Origin of the sequence: Amycolatopsis circi (genome assembly GCF_003385235.1) — a bacterium.
In the GTDB taxonomy this organism is placed as follows: Bacteria; Actinomycetota; Actinomycetes; order Mycobacteriales; family Pseudonocardiaceae; genus Amycolatopsis; species Amycolatopsis circi.
Map to the genome: position 1 here is coordinate 21,668 of NZ_PQIA01000015.1, position 18,017 is coordinate 39,684.

19 protein-coding genes and 1 pseudogene are annotated in these 18,017 nt (G+C 70.5%); 12 read left to right on the forward strand and 8 right to left on the reverse strand.

Translation table 11 applies throughout. The annotated features are described in order from the left end of the window. Positions 1–26 precede the first annotated feature (26 nt). A complete protein-coding gene (locus D0D37_RS08320; RefSeq protein WP_244223435.1) occupies positions 27–713 on the forward strand; it encodes an FMN-dependent NADH-azoreductase in 687 nt (228 codons plus the stop codon). On the opposite strand, the gene D0D37_RS08325 is transcribed toward D0D37_RS08320, so the two are convergent. Next, on the reverse strand, positions 703–3,345 hold the full coding sequence (locus tag D0D37_RS08325; protein ID WP_116199955.1) for a glycoside hydrolase family 3 protein: 2,643 nt from the start codon (positions 3,343–3,345) through the stop codon (positions 703–705). The two genes, D0D37_RS08320 and D0D37_RS08325, sit on opposite strands and share 11 nt — an antisense overlap. A 201-nt stretch (positions 3,346–3,546) precedes the next feature. Between D0D37_RS08325 and D0D37_RS08330 the strand changes: the two genes are divergently transcribed. The 3 genes from D0D37_RS08330 (at position 3,547) to D0D37_RS08340 (ending at position 5,415) form a co-directional block, all read left to right on the forward strand. Beyond that, positions 3,547–4,290 (forward strand): dienelactone hydrolase family protein, encoded by a 744-nt coding sequence (locus D0D37_RS08330; RefSeq protein WP_116199956.1) that lies wholly within the window; start codon positions 3,547–3,549, stop codon positions 4,288–4,290. Positions 4,291–4,402: 112 nt separating this feature from the next. Continuing rightward, positions 4,403–4,759, forward strand: coding sequence for a hypothetical protein (locus tag D0D37_RS08335; RefSeq protein WP_116199957.1), 357 nt, complete (start codon positions 4,403–4,405; stop codon positions 4,757–4,759). A gap of 11 nt (positions 4,760–4,770) precedes the next feature. Next, positions 4,771–5,415, forward strand: a complete 645-nt coding sequence (locus D0D37_RS08340) for a phosphate signaling complex PhoU family protein (RefSeq protein ID WP_116199958.1) — start codon at positions 4,771–4,773, stop codon at positions 5,413–5,415. Here D0D37_RS08340 and D0D37_RS08345 read toward each other — a convergent pair. The 4 genes from D0D37_RS08345 to D0D37_RS08360 form a co-directional block, all read right to left on the reverse strand. Beyond that, positions 5,327–6,526: a phosphatase PAP2 family protein gene (locus tag D0D37_RS08345; RefSeq protein ID WP_116199959.1), complete on the reverse strand. Its 1,200-nt coding sequence runs from the start codon at positions 6,524–6,526 to the stop codon at positions 5,327–5,329. The two genes, D0D37_RS08340 and D0D37_RS08345, sit on opposite strands and share 89 nt — an antisense overlap. Before the next feature lie 128 nt (positions 6,527–6,654). Continuing rightward, positions 6,655–7,032, reverse strand: coding sequence for a hypothetical protein (locus D0D37_RS08350; protein ID WP_116199960.1), 378 nt, complete (start codon positions 7,030–7,032; stop codon positions 6,655–6,657). Continuing rightward, positions 7,029–8,237 carry a putative lipid II flippase FtsW gene (gene ftsW, locus D0D37_RS08355; RefSeq protein WP_116199961.1) on the reverse strand — a complete coding sequence of 403 codons (1,209 nt, stop codon included), beginning with the start codon at positions 8,235–8,237 and terminating at the stop codon, positions 7,029–7,031. Before ftsW ends, D0D37_RS08350 begins: the two co-directional genes overlap by 4 nt. A 61-nt stretch (positions 8,238–8,298) precedes the next feature. Further along, positions 8,299–8,670, reverse strand: a complete 372-nt coding sequence (locus D0D37_RS08360; protein ID WP_116199962.1) for a winged helix-turn-helix transcriptional regulator — start codon at positions 8,668–8,670, stop codon at positions 8,299–8,301. Positions 8,671–8,766: 96 nt separating this feature from the next. Between D0D37_RS08360 and D0D37_RS08365 the strand changes: the two genes are divergently transcribed. Next, the gene (locus D0D37_RS08365) at positions 8,767–9,594 is read left to right on the forward strand and encodes an alpha/beta fold hydrolase (RefSeq protein ID WP_116199963.1); all 828 of its coding nucleotides are present in this window, start codon (positions 8,767–8,769) and stop codon (positions 9,592–9,594) included. After that, positions 9,585–10,709 (forward strand): hypothetical protein, encoded by a 1,125-nt coding sequence (locus D0D37_RS08370; protein WP_167493510.1) that lies wholly within the window; start codon positions 9,585–9,587, stop codon positions 10,707–10,709. Before D0D37_RS08365 ends, D0D37_RS08370 begins: the two co-directional genes overlap by 10 nt. Here D0D37_RS08370 and D0D37_RS08375 read toward each other — a convergent pair. Next, positions 10,634–11,632, reverse strand: a complete 999-nt coding sequence (locus D0D37_RS08375) for a DMT family transporter (RefSeq protein ID WP_116199964.1) — start codon at positions 11,630–11,632, stop codon at positions 10,634–10,636. The genes D0D37_RS08370 and D0D37_RS08375 overlap by 76 nt on opposite strands. Before the next feature lie 92 nt (positions 11,633–11,724). Between D0D37_RS08375 and D0D37_RS08380 the strand changes: the two genes are divergently transcribed. The 5 genes and pseudogenes from D0D37_RS08380 (at position 11,725) to D0D37_RS08400 (ending at position 15,595) form a co-directional block, all read left to right on the forward strand. Next, positions 11,725–12,615 carry a LysR substrate-binding domain-containing protein gene (locus D0D37_RS08380; protein ID WP_425266909.1) on the forward strand — a complete coding sequence of 297 codons (891 nt, stop codon included), beginning with the start codon at positions 11,725–11,727 and terminating at the stop codon, positions 12,613–12,615. A 72-nt stretch (positions 12,616–12,687) separates the two neighbouring features. Then, positions 12,688–14,001 (forward strand): FAD-binding oxidoreductase, encoded by a 1,314-nt coding sequence (locus tag D0D37_RS08385; RefSeq protein WP_116199966.1) that lies wholly within the window; start codon positions 12,688–12,690, stop codon positions 13,999–14,001. A 54-nt stretch (positions 14,002–14,055) separates the two neighbouring features. Next, positions 14,056–14,405, forward strand: a pseudogene (gene fdxA, locus D0D37_RS08390) (ferredoxin). A 23-nt stretch (positions 14,406–14,428) separates the two neighbouring features. Beyond that, a complete protein-coding gene (locus tag D0D37_RS08395; RefSeq protein WP_116199968.1) occupies positions 14,429–15,121 on the forward strand; it encodes a helix-turn-helix transcriptional regulator in 693 nt (230 codons plus the stop codon). A gap of 78 nt (positions 15,122–15,199) precedes the next feature. After that, the gene (locus D0D37_RS08400; protein WP_116199969.1) at positions 15,200–15,595 is read left to right on the forward strand and encodes an Imm7 family immunity protein; all 396 of its coding nucleotides are present in this window, start codon (positions 15,200–15,202) and stop codon (positions 15,593–15,595) included. Positions 15,596–15,785: 190 nt separating this feature from the next. Here the strand turns inward: D0D37_RS08400 and D0D37_RS08405 are convergent, their stop codons facing one another. Then, on the reverse strand, positions 15,786–16,259 hold the full coding sequence (locus D0D37_RS08405) for a DUF2249 domain-containing protein (protein WP_244223436.1): 474 nt from the start codon (positions 16,257–16,259) through the stop codon (positions 15,786–15,788). A 135-nt stretch (positions 16,260–16,394) separates the two neighbouring features. After that, complete coding sequence (locus D0D37_RS08410) at positions 16,395–16,826, reverse strand: hypothetical protein (protein WP_116199971.1); 432 nt, start codon at positions 16,824–16,826, stop codon at positions 16,395–16,397. A gap of 171 nt (positions 16,827–16,997) precedes the next feature. Between D0D37_RS08410 and D0D37_RS08415 the strand changes: the two genes are divergently transcribed. Then, positions 16,998–17,996 carry a zinc-binding dehydrogenase gene (locus D0D37_RS08415; RefSeq protein ID WP_244223437.1) on the forward strand — a complete coding sequence of 333 codons (999 nt, stop codon included), beginning with the start codon at positions 16,998–17,000 and terminating at the stop codon, positions 17,994–17,996. Positions 17,997–18,017 lie beyond the last annotated feature (21 nt).

An 18,017-nucleotide genomic window follows, 5' to 3' on the forward strand; every position in this document is an offset into this window, starting at 1 on the left:
GGACCAAGGACGAGGAGAGGAACCGGATGACCGTCATGCTAGCGCCCCTGCTGCACGTCGATTCGAGCGCTGACCGCGAGGCGTCGGTGAGCAGGCAGCTGGGCGCGTTGTTCGCCGACGAGTGGCGCAGAGGAGGCGGAACCGTGTGTCGCCGCGACGTTTCCGCCGAGCCGGTACCGCCGCTGCGCGAGGCGTACGCGCGGCTCGGCCGCCGGGTGGAACGCAAGGGAGTGCTGTCGCTGGAAGACATCGCGACACTGATCGCGGACGCGGACGAACAGCGCGAATGGGATCTGACGCTGCCGCTGGTCAACGAGATCAGGGAAGCTCGCGCCGTGCTGATCGGGGTGCCGATGTACAACTTCGGCGTGCCCGCGACGCTCAAGGCGTGGATCGACCGGATCAGTTTCCCCGGCGTGTTCGTCGATCCGGACACTGGCCGGAAACTGTTGGCGGACAAGGACTTTGTGATTCTCAACGCCCGCGGCGGAGGATACGGTCCCGGCACGCCGCGGGAGAATTTCGAGTTCCAGGAGTCGTACCTGCGCGCTTATCTCGGCGACAAAGGCGTCGAGCGGCTGACGTTCGTGTCCGAGGAGTTCACCCGGGTCGGTGACGTTCCGGCGCTGGACGGGCTCGAAGACCTGGCCGCCGCGTCGCGCGCGGCGGCCAGGTCCCGGGTCGTAGAAACCGCTCAACGGCTCATCCGGTGAGGTCGGAACACTTCCGCGCGTCCGGATCCTTCGCCCCGCCCGGCGACCACCGCACGTTCGCGAACGACGCCGAGAACGCGCCGTCGGTGTAGACGAGGAACGGCGTGTCGACGCTCTCGAAGTCCAGCCCGCTCGCGAAGCAGGACAACGGGATCTTCACCGTCGACTTCTGTCCGGCGGGCAGGTCGCCGAACAGTTTCGTGGCGTTGACCTCGGACGAGCACGGGTAGACGCAGTGCAGGCTGACCACCGTCCGGTTCACCGGCGGCGAATGCACGATCACGTCGAACTCGAGCGCGCCGTCCGCGTTGAGGTACCCGCGAAGGTCGTCCGTGCCGCCGGGATGCTGCGAGTACAGCTGCGCCGCGCCGGTGCCGGTCCACGTCGCCTTCAGGCCGTCGCCCTGGACGTTGACGTCGGCCGGCACCACGTTGATCTCCGGGTGCGACGCGGTGCCGTCGGGACCGATCTCGGTGCCGCCCCAGTTCGCCGCCGAGCCGATGAAACTCTTGTACGGCGCGACATCCGTGCGGTCGAAGATCGGCAGGTCCTCGGTCGCGGTGCCGCCGCCTCCGGTCGACCCGCAGCGGGCCGGGCCTTCGGTCTCGTCGAGCTTGCCGACGGTGGTCCGCTGGTTCGACGTGAGGCCGTAGCCGAGCGCGAACAGCGGGTCGTAGCCGGGACTCCACGGGTTGAGCGGCGTCTGGCACGCGCTCTTCGGCCACGAATAGGACAGCTTGCCGTGGTACCCGCCGCGGTCCTTGCCGCGCACCAGCATGTCCGCGACGCCGCCGCCCTCAGTGCCGGGCAGCCAAGCGGCGACAAACGCGTCGGAACGGTTGAGTTCCTTGTTGACATACAGCGGACGCCCGCTGACGTACACGGTCACCACCGGCGTGCCCTTGCCGCTGACTTTGTCCAGCACCGCAAGGTCTTCCGGATACAGCTTCGCCGCTTCAAGGCTCTTCCGCTGCAGATCGCCGACGCCTTCCGCGTACGGAGTCTCGCCGACCACCGCGATGACAGCGTCGTAACCCTTGGGGTCGACGGTGCCAGTGGGGTCAAAGGTGACGTTGGCGGTGCCGAGATCCTCCTTGAGCCCGGCGAGGATCGAGGTGGCACCAGGGAAGTCCGCGTTGGTGTTCCCGGTGCCCTGCCAGGTCAGCGTCCAGCCGCCAGTCTGGTTCTGGATGCTGTCCGCGCTCTTTCCGACCACGAGCACCTTCGCGTTGCGCGCCAAGGGAAGCACATTGCCGTTGTTCTTCAGCAGCGTCTGCGACTTGCGTACCGCGTCGCGAGCGAGCGCCTTGTCCGTGAGCGCGTCCGGCGAACCGGCGTACCAGCGCTGCGACGGCTTGCGCTCCTCGAACAGCCCGGCGCGCAGCTTGACCCGCAGGATCCGGGTGACCGCGTCGTCGATGCGCGACATCGGGATCTCGCCGCCGCGCACCTGCGCGACCGTGTTGGCGATGAAGGCCTTCCAGTCGTTCGGGACCATCACGACGTCGATGCCCGCGTTGATCGCGCGCGGGCAGCTGGCGTTGGTGCAGCCGTCCACCTGGCCGATGCCGTTCCAGTCGGACACGACCAGGCCGTCGAAGCCCATCTTGCCCTTGAGGATCTGGTTGAGGACCTTGTCGCTGCCGTGGATCTTGCCCTCGTCGATGCCGAGGGCGGGGTTGGTCCAGCTGTTGAACGACGCCATGACCGTCTGCGCGCCCGCGGCGAGCGCGCCGTAATAACCCTGGCCGTGCAGGTTGATCATGTCCGCTTCCGAAGACGCGTTGACGCCCTGGTCCTGGCCGTTGGTGGTGCCGCCGTCGCCGATGAAGTGCTTGGCGGTGCCGATCACGCCGTTCGGCCCGATCCGCAGCCGCGCGCCTGCCTGCAAGCCGTTCATGGCTTCGTAGCCATAGGCGCGGGTGATGCGCGGGTCCTCGGAGAAGCCTTCGTAAGTGCGTCCCCAGCGATCGTCCTGCACCACGGCGAGGGTCGGCGCGAACGCCCAGTCCTGGCCCGTCGCCCGGATCTGCCGCGCGGTGGAGTTTTCGACGTCGCGCACCAGGCACGGGTCGTGCGCGGCACCGAGCGCGATGTTCTGCGGGAAAACAGTGGAGCCGTACACATTGTTATTTCCGTGCACGGCATCTATGCCCCAAATTACCGGAATCTTTGTCCTCGTGGCCTTGGCCGCGTCCCAATAGGAATCCGCGAGCTTGAGCCAGTCCTGCTGGCCGGCGTGCTTGTTCCCGCCCGGCCACGAGCCGCCGCCGTTGAGCACGGACCCGATGGAGTACTGGGTCACCTCGGCGGGCGTGATCGCGCCGATCTCGGGCTGGGTCATCTGCCCGACCTTTTCTTCCAGCGACATGCCGGAGAGGATCTGCTTGATCCGCCATTCGTCGACCGGGTTCTGCGGCATGGCGCTGCGCACCTTCGGCCAGTCCGACAGCTTGGGCAGCGAGTTTTCGATGCGGGCACAGCCGTTCCGGTCCAGCGCCGGGCGGCCGATGTCCGGCTGGCGCGGGGGAGCGGCGTGCGCGGCCTGCGCGGGGATCAGCCCGCCCATGAGGACGAGCGCGGCGAGCGCGACCCGGTTCCGGGCGCGCGGGGAGCGTGGAGGTCTGGCCATCGACAGTCCGTTCTGCGGAGGGCGGCCCGGAGCGGGCCCGGTGATCCTGACCGGGCAAACCGGACTCCGTCAATCCGCCGACCGCAGTGGTTCAGTCCACTGACCGGACAGGAAACACGACAATCGCGCGGCCAGGCGGCTCCTCGCCGAACGGGGATAGATTGATCGCGTACGCACTGCAATCAATGGAGGACAAAGCGGATGCGCAAGGAAAAGCTGGACGTTCCGGCCGCCGACGGGACCGCGGACGCGTACCTGGCCGTGCCGGACGGCGGGCCGCATCCCGGGGTGCTGCTGTTCCCGGACGCGTTCGGGCTCCGGCCGCGGATCGAGGAGATGGCCGACCGCATCGCCGAGGCCGGTTACGCCGTGCTGGCCCCGAACCTGCTCTACCGCGGCGGCCGGTCGCCGCTGGTCGACCTCGCCGCGCTGGAGGACCCGGAACGGCGGGGAGCGGAATTCGGCAAGCTGATGCCGCTGCTGGAAGCGCTCGACACCGAGACCATGACCCGTGACGCGGAGAAATACCTCGACTGGTTCGCCGCGCAGGACGGCGTCGCCGAAGGCCCGGTCGTGATCGCCGGCTACTGCATGGGCGGCACGAACGCGCTGCGCGTGATCGAGGCGTTCCCGGACCGGGTCAAGGCGATCGCGTCGTTCCACGGCGGGCGCCTCGCCACCGACCAGCCGGACAGCCCGCACCTGCGGGTCGGCGCGATCACCGGCGAGGTGTACTTCGGGCACGCCGACCAGGACCCGTCGGCCACCGCCGAGCAGATCAAAACGCTGGAGCACGCCCTGGACGAGGCAGGCGTGACCTACCGGTCGGAGGTCTACGAGGGCGCGTCGCACGGCTTCACGATGTCGGACACGGCGGCGTACCACGAGGAGGGCGAGAAACGGCACTGGGAGAACCTGTTCGCGCTCCTGGAACGGGTTCGCTGACCTGCTGTCCGTGAAGGGCTCCTTGAGGGAATCAGAATCCCTCAAGGAGCCCTTCACGGCACGCGGCCGGGTCCTGCGCGCGGAATCGGCGGCGGCCGTTTACGCTGACCGCATGGCCGATGGTGCGCTGTGCCGCGAACCAGTGGAGCTGACCGGGCGCGAGCGCTCGGTCCTGCGGAGCGTCGCGGTCCGCGGGACGGAGCCCGAACTGTTCTGCGAGCTGGAGGCCGGGCACGGCCACGAGCACGCGACCCCGGTCGGCGGACGCGGCGAGGAGCCGCTGATGTGGCTGCGCTGGTGGCCCGGCCGCCGGGTGCTGGAGACCCGCGCGCGCTGCGGCGCGGAGTCCGACGAGGGCGTGTTCTGCCGGGTGCCCGGCGGGCACGAGGGCAGCCACAGTTACGAGCTGGCCGAGCCCGAGGAGGCCTGGCCGCTGGCCGACGCGGGCCTGTCCGCCGGCCGCCGGTAAAGTCGCTCCACATGCGCGAAGGCTTCCAGGACGACCTGAAACAGCTCGACGGGCGTCTGGCGGCGATGGCCGAGGCGGCAGCCGAGGCGATGCGCCGGGCCACCCGGGCCCTGCTGACCATGGACCTGCCGCTGGCCGAACAGGTGCTCAGCGGCGACTCCGACCTCGACGACCAGCGGGCCGCGTGCGAGGACGAGGCGTATTCGCTGCTCGCCCTGCAGGCCCCGGTGGCGGGCGACCTGCGCGCCGTGCTGGCCGCGGTGTACTGCGCGGAGAAGCTCGAGCGGATGGGCGACCTCGCCGCGCACGTCGCGGGCACCGCCCGGCGCGGCCACCCGGACCCGACCGTGCCCGCCGACCTGGAAGCGGTGTTCGCCGAACTCGGAGAGGTCACCTCGGCGATGGCCGAGCGGCTCGCCGGCCTCGTGCACGGCGAGGCCCGCGGCGGCTACGCCGAGCTGAGCCGCGCCGACGAGCGCGTGGACGCGCTGCACGCCCGCGTGATGGCGACGGTCACCGCGCCGGACTGGACGCAAGACCAGCGGATCGCGGTCGCGCTGAGCCTGCTCACCCGTTTCTACGAGCGTTTCGCCGACCAGGCGGTGTCGGTCGCGAAGCGCCTGGAGTTCGCCGCGACGGGCGATCTCCCGGGCTGACGTCGGGCGGCGGACCGGCCGGAGCCTGGTTCGACGGACGCGGCGGCGAACCCGCGGCGCGCCCCTGCGGCGGACCGGGCGGGCGAGGCTTTTGCGAGCGCGCCGGACGGGCTGGCGGCTGCACGGGCGGCGGGGCCGGGTTCGGCGGCGGCGCGTCGGCAGGACGCGGCTGGGGCGCGGCAGTGCGGACCGGCTGCGAGTTCTGCTGCCGAGGCGGCGGGGTGGCTGGGTCGCGAGGTGCGGCAGTGCGGATCGGCTGCGAATTCTGCCGCCGGGGCGGGCCTCCCGCGTTCCGGGCATCCGGCTGCGGGCGAACTGGGCGGCCGCTGGCGTCCTGAGGTGCTGAATCGGCGGGACGGACCGATCGCGAACCCCGCGGCGGCAGAGAACCAGCGTCGTCAGGGCGAACCGGCGCGGCGTCAACGTCCCGACGCCTGCCGTCCGGACGGCCCGCGCGAGGCCCCCGTGGCTTCTCCTCCGCCGGAGCAAGCACCGTCGTAGCTTCCGGTACGACTCCTAAGAGCCCGAACGGCACCTTCCCCGCGAATCGCCGCACGAGCCCGGCCGCCGGAGCCAAGGCGTACCGCTGCAGCAGCAACGCCATCCCGGCCCCGAGCGCGAGTCCGATCAGCACGTCGTGCGGATAGTGCGCCCCGACGAACACCCGCGAGAAGCCCATCGTCGCCGCGAAAGCCGCGAGCCACGGCGCGCCCTTGCGCCAGGCGAAGGCACCGCCGAGCGCGACCGCTGCCGCGATGGTCGAGTGGTTGCTGGGGAACGACCAGTCGCCCGGCGGCGGGCAAGCGCCGACGATCGCCTCCGGCGGCAGCCCGCGGCACGGCCGCTGCTCGTGCACGAAGGCCTTCACGATCTCGCTGAGCACGTACGCCACCACCGTCGCCGCCGGGACCAGCAGCGCCGCAGCCATCCGCTCGGGCGAGCCGGTCGGACGCGCCCGCCACCAGAGCCAGGCGAAGAACGGGGCCACGAGGACCAGGCCGTAGGACGTGTACGCCAGCACGAGAGACTGCACCCAGCCCGGCATCGCCTGGGCGAAATGGGTGATCGCGTCGTACGTCTCGCTGCTGGAAGCTCCGGCCGTGGTCGCCATACAACCCCTCTCCGGTCCGCCGGTTCGCCTGGCGGCCATCTCGCGTTCACCCGAAGGTCACGAGCGTACCGAGCGGCGGAGGAGAGTCCGCGACGCCCCGTGAGTCCGCGAGGACTCTCTGGGACGGTTCAGGAGTCGGTGGTGTGCTTGCAGGTCACCGGCTTGCCGGGACCGGGAGCGCTCGCCTTGGCGAGTTCCTTCTTCTTGTCCAGCAGGATCCGGCAGTGCAGTGTCGCGCCCGTCGAAGGCGTCGCGGTGACCGAGGCGTCCTGTCCGGCGCTGACGACGACGTCCTGCTTCCACGGCAGCCCGAGCGGGCCGGTGAGCTGGTGCGGCGCGACCTTGTCTTCGTAGCGGTTGCCCGATTCGCCGTAGGTGACGCCGGTGGCCGTGGTCTGCTGGTCGGACGTGAGTTCGTAGGTGATCGCCCACGATTTCCCGGTCGGGTTGGAGCACGCGGCGAGCGCGACGACCGCGAAAGTAGCGGAGAGTGCCTTCTTGATCACGCTCGGACTGTACCGGAGCCCTTCTTCTCGAGCCCGGCGAGGAACGTCTGCGCGGCCGGTTCCTCGCGTGCGGCCTGGGCGAGGATGCCGAACTGCAGCATGGTGACCACGAGCGACGTCCCGCCCGCGGACACCAGCGGCAGCGTCACGCCGGTGACCGGCAGCGCGCCCGCGACGTAGCCGATGTTGATCAGCGCCTGCGCCACCAGCAGCAACGTGGTCGTCCCGGCGACCAGCCGCACCCACGGATCGGAGACCCGGGCCGCGGTGCGCAGGCCGATCACCGCGAGGCAGCCGAACAGCCCCAGCACCGCGAGGCAGCCGGCGAACCCGAGTTCCTCGCCGACGAGCGCGAAGACGAAGTCGTTCTGGACGTCCGGCAGGTAGCTCCACTTCGCCGCGCCCCGGCCGAGCCCGACGCCGAACCAGCCGCCGTCGGCGAGGGCGTACTGCGCCTGCTGTGCCTGGTAGCCGCTGCCGCTCGAATCGGGATTCGGCGAAAGGAAAGAAAGGATGCGCGCGAGACGATAACTGGCGAAAAGGGCGAGTACGACGATTCCGGCGACGCCCCCGGCGAGAATGGCGGCGAACAAGCGCTTCGGCGCGCCGGCGAACCACAGCAATCCCAAGGTGATCAGCGCGAGCGTGACCGTGCCGCTGAGATTCGGCTGGGCCAGCAGCAATGCGCACAACGCGAGCGTCACCGGGATCAGCGGCACGAGCAGGTGCCGCCAATGGTGCAGCACCTTCTGCTTCGACACCAGCAAATGCGCGCCCCAGAACACCAGCGCGACCTTCGCGATTTCCACTGGCTGCAAGGTGATCGGCCCGGCGGCGAGCCAGCGTTGCGCGCCGCCGTGGTCGGAGCCCAGCGGGGTCAGCACGAGAAGCAGCAGCACGAACGCGGCGGCGAGCGCCGGGGTGGCGGCCTTGCGCATCCGGGAAAACGGGATGCGGAGGCCGAGCGCGAAGGCGGCCGCGCCGAGCGCGACGAAGGTCAGATGCCGGAAAAAGGCTTGGTACACCCCGGTTCCGGCGGCCGGGTTGGCCGCCGCGGCCGAGGACGACAGCGCCATCACCGCGCCGAGCAGCGTCAGCAATGCCCAGATCGCGGTGATGATCCGGAACGACGCGAGCGGATGTGCGAAGAACTGTCCGATTGCGTGCCGGGCGGGTTTGCTGTCCCGTTCGGTTGGCGACTCCACAGCGGGAGTGTGTGCCGTTTTCCCTTCGCGGTGGCTGACCGACTCGCCAGTGTGCGGGAAATTACCGGTCGGATTCCTGATTGGCCTGGTCGACGTCGGCCATGTGTTCTTCCGCCCACGTGCGCAATACCGCGAGCGCGGACTCCAGCGACGCGCCGAGCGCGGTGAGCCGGTAATGCACCCTGGGCGGCACCGTCGCTTCCACGCGCCGCGAGACGAGACCGTCGCGGACGAGGCTCTGCAGGGTCACCGAAAGCATCTTCTGCGACACCCCGGGGATGCGGCGGCGCAGGTCGGCGAACCGCACCTCGTCCGGCGCGGCCTCGGCGAGGATCTTGACCGTCATCGACGTCCACTTCGTCCCGATCCGGTCGAGCAGCCGCCGGGTCGGGCAGGCCGGGTCGAACAGATCGCCGCGGGCGGAGGAGGTCACCTCGGGCTCACCACCTGTCGGAAAAGTGCCGTCTTGGCGGCACCGCTGGAGTTACCTACCGTGTGCTGGTAACCAATGGTAACCACAGGAGGTCCGATGAACGCGGTGCGGCAGGTCGAAGCGAACGGCGTCCGGCTGAACGTCGCCGTCGCCGGGAGCGGTCCGGCCCTGGTGCTGCTGCACGGGTTCCCGCACACCTGGCAGTTGTGGCGCGAAGTCATCCCGACACTGGCCGAGCAGTACCGGGTCATCGCGCCGGATCTTCGCGGCCTGGGCGCGAGCAGTCGTCCGGAGAGCGGTTTCGACGCGGGAACGGTCGCCGACGATGTCGCGGCCCTGCTCGACGCGCTGGACGAGCCGAACGCCGAGGTGGTGGCGATCGACCTGGCGGTGGCGGGCGCGTTGCTGCTGGCACTGCGGCAGCCGGAGCGAGTGCGCCGCCTGGTGCTGATGGAGTCGCTGCCCTGGGGTTTCCCGGCCAGCCCGCCGTGGTGGTTCGGCTTCCACGCGGTGCCGGGCCTCGCGGAGACTGTCCTTAATGGACACGAGGCGGAGTACGTCGGCTGGTTCCTCGACCAGGGCACGCTCGGCCGCGGCGTTCCGGCGGATCTCCAGGCGGCGTTCGCCGAGGCGTACACCGGGACCGACGCGCTCCGCTGCGCCTTCGAGTACTACCGGGCGTTGCCGGAGAGCGCCCGCCAGTTGACCGAAGCGGCGGCGAAGCGGCTCACCGTCCCGACGATGGCGATCGGCGCGAATCCGGTGGGCGACGCGCTGGAACAGCAGCTGCGCCCGATCGCCGACGATCTCACCGGGCACCTGCTGCCGGACTGCGGGCACCTGATTCCGCTGGACTGCCCGCGCGGATTCCTCGATCTCCTGCTGCCGTTCCTGTCCCGGGAGATACTGGCCGGGTGTCGTTGACGTCCGAGCTGGCCGACCCGCGGGGGACTCTCGCGCGCTGGTGCGCGCGGGTGTTCACCGGCACGGCCGCGGCCGCGCGCCGGATCGAGGAGGCGACGAACGGCGTGCGCCCGATCCGTCCGGTGCTTGCCCGTCCGCCGCGCCAGCACTGGGCCGAGATCGGCGGTGCGTTCGGCCAGCGGATCGCCGACCTCGTGCAGCCCGCCCCGCCGTACTACGCGCTGCTCGGGATGGTGCGTGCGCAGTGGGGCAGCGGTCCGTGGGCGCATGCGCAAGCCGCTCAGTACCCGACGCACGACGAGCTTCCGCCGGAGTACCGGGCACGGGCGCTCGGCATCCGTCCGGCCGCGGCGACCTGGCTCGACCTCGGCGACGGAATGCCTCACGGCGAAGCACTTCCGGGTGCCGAGGAGTTGTGGGGCGAACTGCTGGAACGCGCTCGCCGCTACCAAGCGCAGCACGCCCCGCCCGGCGTGCTCGGCGGACCGGGTGCGGAGGCCGGACTGGCGCGGACCGACTGGGTGCTGTCGGCGTGCGAGGACATCTACCGCTCCGGCCGCATCGACCCGCAGCTCGCCCGGGTCGTCGACGGCGGCGGCACGATCGCGGACCTGCGCGCCCTGCCCGCCGACGCGGCGGTGACCGAACTGGCGGAACTCGCGAAACGCTTACACGACAACGGTGCGCTGTGGGAGCTGCGCCGCCTCGCCGGTGCGCCGCCCGAGGGCTATCCGCTCGGGATCGCCGGGCCGACCATCGTGCCCGGCTGGGCGGACGGCGATCTTTTGCTCGGGAAGCTCGACCCCGAAGAGGGGATCGCCGCCGGCACGCTGCTGGACGTGAAGACCGTGCTGACTGTCGGCGATCCGGACCGCGCCGGGCGCTGGCTGTGGCAGATCCTGCTGTACGCCTGGCTCGACGTCGCCGACCTCTACCGCATCCGGGAGGTCGGGCTGCTGCTCGGGCGGCACGGCAAGCTGGTCTGCTGGCCGGTCGACGAGCTGGCCGCGGACCTGCTCGGCGGGGACGGACTGGTCGATCACCGTCGCGACGAGTTCAGGGACATGGCGCGCGGGCTGCTCGACGCGGCCGGGCTGAGCTTGGCCGGCGACTGAGCCGCGGGTCGCTTCGACGCGCCGCGACCGGCGAAACACACCGCGCCGAGCACGATTACGCAGCCGACGAGCTGCAGCGCGCCCGGCCGCTCGCTCAGCAGCAAGAACCCGAGGGCGACCGCGCCGACCGGCTGCAGCAGCATCATCGTCGCGCCGGTCGAGGCGGCCAGCCGCGGCAGCGCACCGGCGATCAGCAGCCACCCGATGACCTGGCCGACCATGGCCAGCGCGGCGAACCAGCCGAGCGAGGGCAGGCTGGGCGTCAGGTCGAGGCGGCCGAACGGAAGTCCGAGCGCGACCGACACGAAGCCCGCCGACACGGTCGCCAGCGACAGCGAGCGGACCTGCGTCGCGGGGCTGCTGCTGAGCCGGAGCAGCAGCAGGTACCCCGAATAGCCCGCCCCGGCGGCGAGCGCGAAAACCAGGCCCAGCACCGGGTTCGAGCCGGTCATCGTCGAGCCGAACACGCCGCCCGCGAGCACGATGCCGACGATCAGCGTCGGTGCGACGAACTTGAACCGCGGGTCCGGCCGCTCCTTGAGGAAGAGGAACGCCAGCAGCGGCACGATCACGACCTGCACCGAAAGCAGCATGGTCGCGACGCCCGCGCCGACGCGCGGGATCGCTTCGCCCCACAGGACGAAGTCGAGACCCAGACCGAGCCCGGCCAGCAGCGGCAGCAGGAGCTTCGCGCGCACGCGGGTCCGCCGCGCTTCGCTGAACGCCAGGAGCGCGAGCAGCGGCAGTGCGAGGACGCAGCGCCAGAACGCGCTGGTCGCCCCGCTGGCCCCGGAAACCTTGATGAGCACCGAGGTCAGCGCGATGCAGAGGCTGCCGGCCGCGGCCAGCAGCCGAGGGTCGGCGCGACCGGTGAGCGCGGCGATCGGACCGGCGGTCGGCAACGGGGCGGTTTCGGTGGTCATGCCTTCTATCGTGGGGTCGCTAACTATCAAGGACAAGTGAATGTTCCTGCGGGAAATCCGGTAGCATCACTACTGTGTTCAGTGTGGATCGGATGCGCGCCCTGCACGCGGTCGCGCAGCACGGCTCGGTCGCCCGCGCGGCGGCCGCGCTGCACGTCACGCCGTCCGGGGTGTCGCAGCAGCTGGCGAAACTGGAGCGGGAAGCGGGCCTGGCATTGCTGGAACCGCGCGGCCGGACCGTGCGGCTCACGCGCGCCGGGCAGGTGCTCGTCGGACACGCCGAACGCGTGCTGGCGCAACTCGCCGAAGCGCGCACGGATCTCGAACGGCTGCGCGAGGACGTCTTCGGGCCGTTGCGGATCGGGTCGATCGCGACCTGTGTGCACGCCCTGCTGCCGCCCGCGCTCGCCACGCTCACTGAACAGCACCCGCGGCTGAACGTGACGCTGGGCGAGGGCGAAGCCGAACAGACGTTGCCGAAGGTGCTCGCCGGCGACCTCGACGTCGCGGTGTTCGAAAGCTGGGCGGACCGGCCGACCGTGGTGCCGCCGGGGATCACGCAGGTCACGCTGTTCTCCGACGTCGCCGACCTGGCGCTGCCCGCCGGGCATCGGCTCGCGCACCGGCGCACGGTCGACCTCTCCGAGGTGGACGACGTGTCGTGGATCGGCTGGACCGGCCGGTCCGGCTGCTACGAATGGCTCGTGCACGTGCTCCGTTCGCAGGACCTGGAGCCGCGGATCAGTTGCACCATCGGAAGTTACGTGACGCAGCTGGCGCTCGTCGCGGGCAACGTCGGGGCCGCGCTCGTCCCGCGGCTCGCCCGAGGACCGGTGCCGGACGGGGTCCGGATGCTCGCGACGCGGCCGGTGCTGAACCGCACGATCATCGCCGCGTGCCGGTCCGGCGAGGAGGCGCACGGCGGGGTCCGGGCGGCGCTGGAGGCGCTCGGCGAGGCGTCGGCGACTTATGTGAACCACTGAATCTTCTTGCGCGGCTGCCCTTTTCGGCCGGTTCGGCCCTAGAGTCGACCTCGACGAGCAGGGGAGCCGCCCATGACCGCCGAGGATGCTGCCCGTGCCTTGCGGGCTCGACTGTCCGCCGGGCAGGTGCACACGTCCGGTCCTCAGTACGAATCGGCGGCGACGGTGTGGAACGCCGCCGTCGTCTCGCGGCCGGCTGTGGTGGTGGAATGCCGGAGCACGGCGGATGTCCAAGCCTCGGTGCGGGCCGCGCGCGAACTGGGTTTGCCGTTGTCGGTGCGGAGCGGCGGCCACGACTGGGCCGGACGCGCGGTGGCGGACGGCGGGATCACGCTCGACCTTCGGCCGCTGAACCGGGTCGTGGTCGATCCGGGGCGACGGGGCGCGGTGGTCGGCGGCGGTGCTCGGGCCAACGATGTGCTTGCCGCGGCGGAGGCGCACGGCCTGACCGCGGCGGTCGGCACGATCGGCACTGTTGGTTTCGCCGGGCTCGCACTCGGCGGCGGATACGGTCCTTTCGTGGGGAAATACGGCCTCGCCGCGGACAACCTGCTCGGCGTCGAGATCGTGCTCGCGGACGGCGAAGTCGTGCTCGCCAACGCTTCGCGGCTGCCGGACCTGTGGTGGGCGCTGCGGGGCGGCGGCGGGAATTTCGGCGTCGTGACGTCGCTGGGAGTGCGGTTGCACGCGTCACCGCAAATCACCACCGGTCCGGTCTGGTATTCGGCGACGGACGCCGCTCGGGTTTTCGCTGCGGTAACGGAAATCCAGGCTGGCGCGCCGGACGAACTCACCGTGCAGACCGGCGTCCTGGCCGGTGCCGACGGTGCGTTGTGCGTGCTGGTCTGGCCGACCTGGTGCGGTCCTGCTGATCCGGACAGCTTTCTTGCCCGGCTCGGAACTCCGCTCGCCTCGCAGATCGCGCCGGTCTCGTCGTACGCGGCGGAGATCGCCCGCCGGGACGCGATGTTCCCGGGCGGCCGATCGGTCACCATCCGCACGCGGTCGCTTCCGGCGTTCACTCCGGAGGCTGTCTCGGTGCTGGTGACGCAGACGGAAGCGCGGACTTCGCCGCTGTCGGGACTGTCGATCCACCATTTCCACGGCGTGGCCGCCCGGATTTCGGCGACGGACACGGCGTTCCCGCTGCGAGAAGACCACCTGATGGTCGAGGTGCTGGGACTGGGAGAGGACACCGACGACCGAGCCTGGGCGGATGCCACGTCGGCCGCGTTGGCCCCTCACGCGTTGCCGGGCGCGTACGCGAACCTGCTGGGACCGGATGTGCCCGCCGCGAACCCCTTCGGCCGCAACACGGCCCGGCTTCGGGACATCAAACACCGCTACGACCCGGACGGAGTTTTCCACGCCATTCCGTTGGCGTGACCTTTTTGCCGAGTGCATTGGTAAAAAAGAAGAGCCAGGGGGAGGGGGCGGGCCGTGGCGTACGTGATCGCCGAGCCGTGCGTGGACGTGATGGACCGGGCCCGGTGGACTGCATCTACGTCGGCGAGCGCTCGCTCTACATCCATCCGGACGAATGCGTGGACTGCGGCGCCTGTGAACCGGTGTGTCCGGTCGAAGCGATCTACTACGAGGACGACCTCCCGGAACGCTGGCACGTCTACGCCGAGGACAACGCCCTGTTCTTCAGCGAAACCCTGCCCGGCCGCGACGCGCCGCTGGACAGCCCCGGCGGTGCGGTGAAACTCGGCGACCTCGGGGCGGACACGCCGTTGGTCGCCGGGCAGCCGCGTCCGGAGATTCCCGCGCAGCAGTGTTTGCCCTAGTCCGCTCGGTTAAACTGGTCCGCATGAGCGAGCAGACGCTGACCGACCCGCCCGGCTCCCGCGCGCTGGGCGAGAGCCGGACCCGGGTGCTGGACGCGCTGCGTTCGGCGGCCTGTCCGGTCGCGGTGCAGGACGTCGCCGCACAGGTGGGCTCGCACCCCAACACCGCGCGGTTCCACCTGGACGGACTGGTCGAATCCGGCCTCGCCGAACGTCGCGCCGAAGACCGCACCCGCCCCGGCCGCCCGCGGACGGTCTACGTCGCGATCGCCGAGGAAGCCGCCGAGGGACGGCGCAGCTACCGGCTGCTCGCGGAAATGCTGACCGGCCTGATCGCGGAACACGTCGCCGAACCCGGGAAAGCCGCGGAATCGGCAGGCGAAGCGTGGGGCCGCTACCTGGCCGACCGTCCGCCGCCGAACCGGAGCGTCGACGAGGCCGAGGGAATCCGGCGACTGTCCACTGTGCTCAGTGACGCCGGTTTCGCCCCGGACCTGGCCGGTGATTCGGAGCGGCCGGTGATCCGGCTGCGGCACTGCCCGTTCCGGGAGGTCGCGGAGGAACGCCGGGATGTGGTGTGCGGTCTGCATCTCGGGCTGATGCGCGGGGTGCTGGCCGAGGTGCGCGCGCCTTTGACGGCGGAGCGGCTGGAGGCGTTTGTCGAGCCGTCGTTGTGTTTGGCGCATTTGAAACCGACGGGCAAACGTCGTCGCTGACCGCCGTCCTCAGCGGCACTGCGGTCAGTGGCTGGAAAACCGATCGCCTTAGCTCTTGGCCGAGCTTAGGCTTTTGCTATGTTCGAATACCACGGGTGGATCAGTCTTCGCTCGACCGCTGAGGCTGTTGACGACGAACCGCCCCTGCGCCTCGAAGAGATCCAGGCCCTGGTCGACGACTTGGCCGGCTACGCGCTGATTGATCTCCAGCCGATGAACGGCTCGTATTACCTCCACCTCGGCGGGCACCCGAATCACCGCGGGCAGCAGGGCGACGAGGTGATCGACTTGTTCGTGAAGGTCGGGCGGCTCGCTCCGGGGTCGTACGGGCTGCTGTACGTCCACGACGACGAACATCCGGAGCACCAGATGAGCTTCCGGGTCTTCCGGCTGGTCCGCGGCGAGGTCACCGAGCACGCGGATCACCTTCTGTCGCCGGCGATCCCTGTCTTGGAGGATGCGGAACCGAGCTGATCGCAAGGTGGCGGTCGACAGGGGCAAGCCGAATCCTCGCCAGCTGTCTGATGTGGACAGACACCGCAGCGAGACCCGAAGCGAGGCACGTCAAGGGATTCCACTGTGCGCGATCGATCGGCGGCCGGGGTGGAGGAGACCGGCCGCCGCGGGACGGGTGCCGAAGGGGAGTCAGCGCCGGTATCGAGGGTCAGGCCGGGACCGCGGCCCGGCCGATCCGTACTCGCCACTTCTCGGGCCCGGATTCCACGTATTCCCACGTGAAATCCTCGCCGTGCGTGGCGGTGAACTCGCGGCGCAGCGGCTTCGGGTCGTGGTTGTTGACGAGCACGAACGATTCCCCGGGCGCGAGCCGCGCGTAGCGGCCGAAGATGCGCGGATGCCGGGTGCCGTGCGGGATTTCGCGGACGTCCAGGACTTCCGCGCCGTCCAGTTCGCCGCCGTCGAGGAGCATGCGCAGCTCGTCGACCGAGTGCAGCACGGCGTCCTGGATCCGCCGCAGGGCGCGGACCAGCAACCGGGTCGCGGGGGCTCCGGCGGCGGTCGCGTTGAGGACGCGGTCGGCGGCGGAAAGGTACTCGGTCAACGGGCCCGAGGCGAACGCGATCAGCCGCGCGTTGGCCTCCGCGCGAGCCCTGCCGTCGAGCTGGAGTTCCGTGACCACGGCGGCCTTTTCCCGGTACTCCGCCAGAATTCGGCCGGACTGGGCGCGGAGGGCATCCAGTCACGGGAACCTCCCGGAAAGAGTATTTACGAGACTAACAGTGTAAAAGAACACGCCCGCGGACGTGACGCGGACTCAGGACGGGCCGATCCGCGCGAGGACGAGCCCGACCGGGATGCTGATCAGCAGCAGTACGACCAGTGCCTGGAACCCGTGCCGCAACCAGCGGGCGCGGCCGTCCGGAGAGCCGCCGCGCACGCCGAGGACCAGCAGTGCCAGACCGATGACCAGAACCGCGCCGCCGACGTCGACCACGGGGGTCGCCCCGGAGAGCGTTCCGGCTAGTACAGCGGCATTTCCGAAGTTCCAGGCCGCGACTTGAGCGCCGACCAGCCGTCGAGCTGGCACCGTCGGGGCGAGCAGTGCCTGTCCGATCCCGAGGCCGAGCTGGGCGATCCCGCCGACGAGCACGAGATACGCGACCGCCCACGCGCCGTGCGGGGTCGGATGCGGGGCGATGACCGCGGACGCGAGCCCTCCGGCGATTGCGCACCCGATGCCGAGCACGGCGAACGGTGCCGCGGCGGCGGTGCGAGGAGTCGTATCTCCAAACTAGTCTAGTGAAAACGATCAGCGCGGACCGGTCGGCGCGGGTGCGTCCGGAGCGAAAAATTCCCCGCTGTGACGGGATTCGCGTCGGGTCGGCGGCGGCCGGACCCGGCTGTTAGGTTCGCGGACGTGACAACAAAAGCGATGCGGGCGGTGGTTCACGAAGGCGCGGCGGGAGTCGCCGGGGTGCGGGTCGCGCAGGTCCCGGTGCCGCGACCCGGTCCGGGCGAAGTGCTCGTCCAGTTGAAGGCGGCCGGGCTGAACCACCGGGACCTGTTCATCGTGGACAGTCGCGATCCGGCCGACCCCTGGACCGTGCTGGGCTCGGACGGTGCCGGGGTGGTCGTGGCGGCGGGTGCGGACGCCGCCGTCGAGGTCGGCCTCGAAGTCGTCATCAACCCGTCTCTCGACTGGGCCGAGCCGGACGTGGTGCCGGAGGTGCCCGCCATTCTCGGGGTGCCGACGAACGGCACGCTGGCCGAGTACGTAGTCGTTCCGGCGGGCAACGTCGTGCCGAAACCCGAACACCTGAGCTGGACCGAAGCCGCCGCGCTCCCGCTGGCGGCACTCACCGCGTACCGGGCGCTGTTCACTCGCGGCGGGCTGACCGGCGGGGAACACGTGCTGCTGCCCGGTATCGGCAGCGGTGTCGCGACGTTTGCCCTCGCCATGGCGAAAGCTGTGGGCGCGACGGTCAGCGTCACCTCTCGCAGCCCCGAAAAGCGCGCCAGGGCAACGGAATTGGGCGCCGACCGCGCGATCGGCAGCGGCGGCGACTGGGTCGCCGAACTCGGCGAACCGGTGGACCTGGTCGTCGACAGCATCGGCTCGGCGACGTTCGACGCCTGCCTCTCCGTGCTGCGCTCCGGCGGCCGGATGGTGACGCTTGGCGCGACCACCGGGCCGGACGTGGAGTTGTCGCTGCGCAATCTTTTCTTCCGGCAGATCAGCCTGCTGGGCACTTCGATGGGCAGCGCGCGGGAATTCTCACAAATGGTCGCGCTGGTCACGGAGCACCGCCTGCGGCCGGTGGTGCACCACATCTACGACCTTGCCGACGGGCCGCGCGCGCTGGCGGGGCTGGCTGCTGGGGACCAGTTCGGCAAGCTGGTGGTCACGATCGGCTGATCCGGCCGGTCAGTTTTTGTC